Consider the following 4,010-nt stretch of genomic DNA (forward strand, 5'->3'; position numbering starts at 1 on the left):
TGACCCGACTAACGATTTAAATGTGATCAAGTTTTGTTTGTCAGTCCCGGAAGAGCAATATGTTCAGAACGGTATGGACAGGGCATTGGTTCGGAGGTCAACCGAAAACCTGCTTCCAGATAAGGTGAGGTTAAATCAGGATATACGTGGCATACAAGGAGCTGATGGTATTCAACGGATGGCCCCTGAATGGGGTGCTTTTATTGAAGAATTACAGCAGCTAAGCGTAGATCCTGATATTTCAGATTATATAAACATACCGCTAGTTCGTGAGGCTATTGCTCGAATACATGAAGATTCTAGACCGGTAAGTCCTTATGATGCAGATTACAGCATTTTGATGCGTAGCTTGATTATTTACCGTTTTATCAAAAAAAATACTTGAGGGGAGGTGATTTAAGTGAAAAAACAATGGGGTAAACCAGAACTTGAAGTTCTTGATGTGAAAATGACGATGACAGGATTTCCTGATCATAAAAGAGACTTCTTAGACACGAATGAAACGGAACAACTTATGGGACCTAGCTAGGTTCTGGTATTTCAAGTACTTATGATACAGGCTTTATGTAATGGCCCTTATACATTAAATGTATGAGGGCCAGACTTTTAAAATTTTAGCGAAAATAAGCTTGGGGTGGGAATATGATAAGCACCGAGAACAAAATAGTTTATAGAGCTTTCGGATTAAATGTGACGAGCGAGCTTGCTTTGCCGGAATTACTTCAATTAAACAGAGATGATGAGATCCCCGATATTGATATCGAAATAGTTGTATCCGATTTATCAGATGAATGGGAACGGTTAGAAGTGAAGAATGGGGTATATACAGTTGTAGGAAATAAGATCATTTTTAATATTCCTAATGTCGCTATCTTTTGCATACAAGAGGGGAAGAAGATCATTATTTCACCAGCGATTGGTTCACTTATAGATGAAATTCGACTTTATGTGCTTGGCTCGTGTATGGGTGCACTATTGCTGCAGAGAAAGGTTCTTCCCTTACATGGCAGTGCAATTGCTATCGATGGTAAGGCGTATGCCTTTGTCGGCGAATCAGGAGTCGGAAAATCAACTCTAGCATCGGCTTTTCTAAATAGAGGCTATCATCTATTAAGTGATGATGTGATTGCTGTTTCGTATAATTCCGATCAACAGATACCTATGGTAACGCCAGCTTATCCTCAACAAAAACTTTGGCAAGAAAGTATGGATCACTTTGGAATGGACTCAACGCGTTACCAGCCTTTATTTCAAAGAGAAACCAAATTTTCTGTTCCGGTATCTAAGAAATATGTCTCGAATCCTTTGCCACTTGTGGGAATATATGAATTAGTCAAAAGTGAAAAGGACAGGATTGAAATACATAGAATTCCAAGACTAGAAAGCTTGCCTGTACTATACCATCACACTTTCCGTAATTTTCTAGTTCATCGATTAGGCTTAACTTCATGGCATTTCGATATGACAGCCATGCTTACAAACCAATTGAATGTTTTCCGTTTGCAAAGGCCTGAATCTGAATTTACCGCACCGGATCTTGTATCGTTAATACTAACTACTATAAATAAGGATGGATAATACATGATTACTAATGAAATTATTTTACCCAGTCATTGGGTAGTTCAAGGCTCTGGTAATATTGTAAGTGATATGGGTGAAGAAAAGGTTATGCTAAGCATTAATAACGGAAAGTATTACAATCTAGGTTCAATTGGTGGTCTTATATGGGATTGTATTCAAGTTCCCATTACGGTGAGTGAGCTAGTTCAGAAATTAATGCTTGAATACGATGTTGAGAAATCAGTATGTGAGGAACATGTGTTATCATTTTTGAATCATTTGTCGAAGGAAGGCTTAATTCTTATTAATGCAGAAGGAAATCTAGATGGCGATAGTTTGGAGAGTATACGTTGAAAGCAATTTTATACTTTATAAAACGACTGTACTCTAACACCGGGAGCGTCTTATATATTAATCTCCTAGGTATGATATTTGTTAGTTTGCTCGAAGGAATAGGAATCCTCTTGTTAGTGCCTATGCTCAGTATGAGTGGAATTATTAATATGAACAACGCCATCATTCCTGCTTCTAATATGTTTGGGTTTCTTCGAGAACTCCCGCAAACAGGGGGGTTGTTATTGGTCTTAGGTATATATATTGTCATTGTCTTTGGTCAAAGCTTTTTTAAGCGTACGATAACCATTAGCAGTACACGGATACATCAAGCTTTTATGCACCGCTTGAGATTAGATACATTTGGYGGATTATTGCAAGCTAACTGGGACTTTCACATTAAAAGAAGAAAGTCTGATTTTGTTAATTCCTTAACCTCTGAAATTGGTGGGGTCAGTGGGGGGGTGAACACCCTAATACAGATGGTCACATCACTAATATTTACATTTATTCAAATTGCTCTTGCATTTTGGCTATCTGCTAAGCTAGCGATATTTGTTTTGATTTGCGGTCTGGTAGTAGCTATCCTCTCTAGGAAATTTATACATAAATCCAGATCGATCGGTCATGAAACGATGGAATTGTCCAGACAATACCTTGCAGGAATAACGGATCAATTGAATGGAATTAAAGACATTAAGAGTAATACTATGGAGCAATCTCGTATTGCATGGATTGCCTCGTTAGACCGAAAATTACAGCAGGAACAGCTTGGGCATATCAAATTGAAAGCTACGTCTCAATTCGTGTACCAGATTGCTTCAGGCTTGTTTATCGCTATATTTATATTTTTATCGATTAGGATATTTCATTCACAACTGGAGCAGCTGCTTTTGATTATCGTTATTTTTTCACGGCTATGGCCGCGGCTTAATAGTATACAATCTAATTTAGAAAGCATTGCTTCTTCGATTCCAGCCTTTAAGTCTATTATGCTCCTTAACGAGGAGTGCAAGGAAGCTATGGAATTTGATGGTAGAGACCATTCGTATAAAGAGGTAAAGCCTATAGGTATCGATCAGTTACTAGAATGTCGTAATATTTCTTTTCGTTATAATAAAAAACTGCCAGCTTATGCCCTCCAAAATATTAATTTAAAAATTCCAGCAAACGGCATGACAGCTATTGTAGGYCGATCAGGAGCAGGGAAAAGCACTTTGATTGACATATTAATGGGGCTTATTTTACCAGAAGAAGGACAGGTATTAATCGACCGTGTTCCTTTAACAAGAGAAAACTTATTATCATTTAGACACTCCATAAGTTATGTTCCGCAGGATCCTTTTCTCTTCAATGCTAGCATAAGGGAAAATTTGCAAATGGTTAAATCATCAGCAAGCGACGATGAGATTTGGGAGGCACTCGAGTTTTCGGCTTCTGCCGGATTTGTTAATAAGCTTCCATTAGGTCTTGATACAATCATTGGTGACCGTGGAATCCGATTGTCAGGTGGCGAATGCCAAAGGCTGGTAATGGCCCGGGCCATTTTACGAAAACCATCCATTCTTGTATTGGATGAAGCAACTAGTGCACTAGACACCGAAAACGAAACGAAAATTCAAGAGGCGTTGGATCAATTAAAAGGCAAGATGACCATTATCATCATTGCCCACAGACTCTCTACGATACGCAATGCTGATCAAGTTATTGTTGTCGATCAAGGAGCAATCGTACAGAGTGGAAGGTTCAACCAACTAGCAAATGAGAAAAAAAGTTTGCTGAGTCATCTGCTGGAGCAACAGGTTGTCGCTTGGCCAAATCGATAGAAAAATACTAATTAAATTTGGAGAAGAAAATGGGAATAGTAAAAAAGGTTAGAAAGGTATTTTCTTTAGATTTTAAAACGTTGATTTTATTTCTAGAAGCTTTTATTTATTTGGGGTGGGCGCGCGTTGTTATTTTAATACCATTCTCAAAGGTTGCTCCTTCTTTAGGTGTTCAAATGGAGGAAACTGCGAATATCCAACATGAATTGGAGAAAGACGAGTTAATAAAGGTACGACATGCAATTAAGATTATAAGTCAACATACGTTCTGGGAAAGTAAGTGTCTCGTAA

General features: G+C 38.1%; 6 protein-coding genes. All 6 read left to right on the forward strand.

Annotated features, from left to right (window positions below; translation table 11 throughout):
* Nucleotides 1-385, forward strand: a 385-nt coding sequence (locus tag AC1DWN_RS29350) for an asparagine synthase-related protein (protein WP_477562418.1), incomplete at its 5' end; no start/stop codon positions are given.
* 15 nt (nucleotides 386-400) lie between these two features.
* Nucleotides 401-529: a paeninodin family lasso peptide gene (locus AC1DWN_RS29355; protein ID WP_477562419.1), complete on the forward strand. Its 129-nt coding sequence runs from the start codon at nucleotides 401-403 to the stop codon at nucleotides 527-529.
* Nucleotides 530-642: 113 nt separating this feature from the next.
* Nucleotides 643-1,578, forward strand: a complete 936-nt coding sequence (locus AC1DWN_RS29360; RefSeq protein WP_477562420.1) for an aldolase — start codon at nucleotides 643-645, stop codon at nucleotides 1,576-1,578.
* A 3-nt stretch (nucleotides 1,579-1,581) separates the two neighbouring features.
* Nucleotides 1,582-1,914 carry a lasso peptide biosynthesis PqqD family chaperone gene (locus AC1DWN_RS29365; protein WP_477562421.1) on the forward strand — a complete coding sequence of 111 codons (333 nt, stop codon included), beginning with the start codon at nucleotides 1,582-1,584 and terminating at the stop codon, nucleotides 1,912-1,914.
* Nucleotides 1,911-3,719 (forward strand): ABC transporter ATP-binding protein, encoded by a 1,809-nt coding sequence (locus tag AC1DWN_RS29370; RefSeq protein ID WP_477562422.1) that lies wholly within the window; start codon nucleotides 1,911-1,913, stop codon nucleotides 3,717-3,719. The genes AC1DWN_RS29365 and AC1DWN_RS29370 overlap by 4 nt, the downstream gene beginning before the upstream one ends.
* A gap of 29 nt (nucleotides 3,720-3,748) precedes the next feature.
* Nucleotides 3,749-4,010, forward strand: a 262-nt coding sequence (locus AC1DWN_RS29375; RefSeq protein WP_477562423.1) for a lasso peptide biosynthesis B2 protein, incomplete at its 3' end; no start/stop codon positions are given.

The organism is Paenibacillus sp. P4_A7 (genome assembly GCF_056402455.1).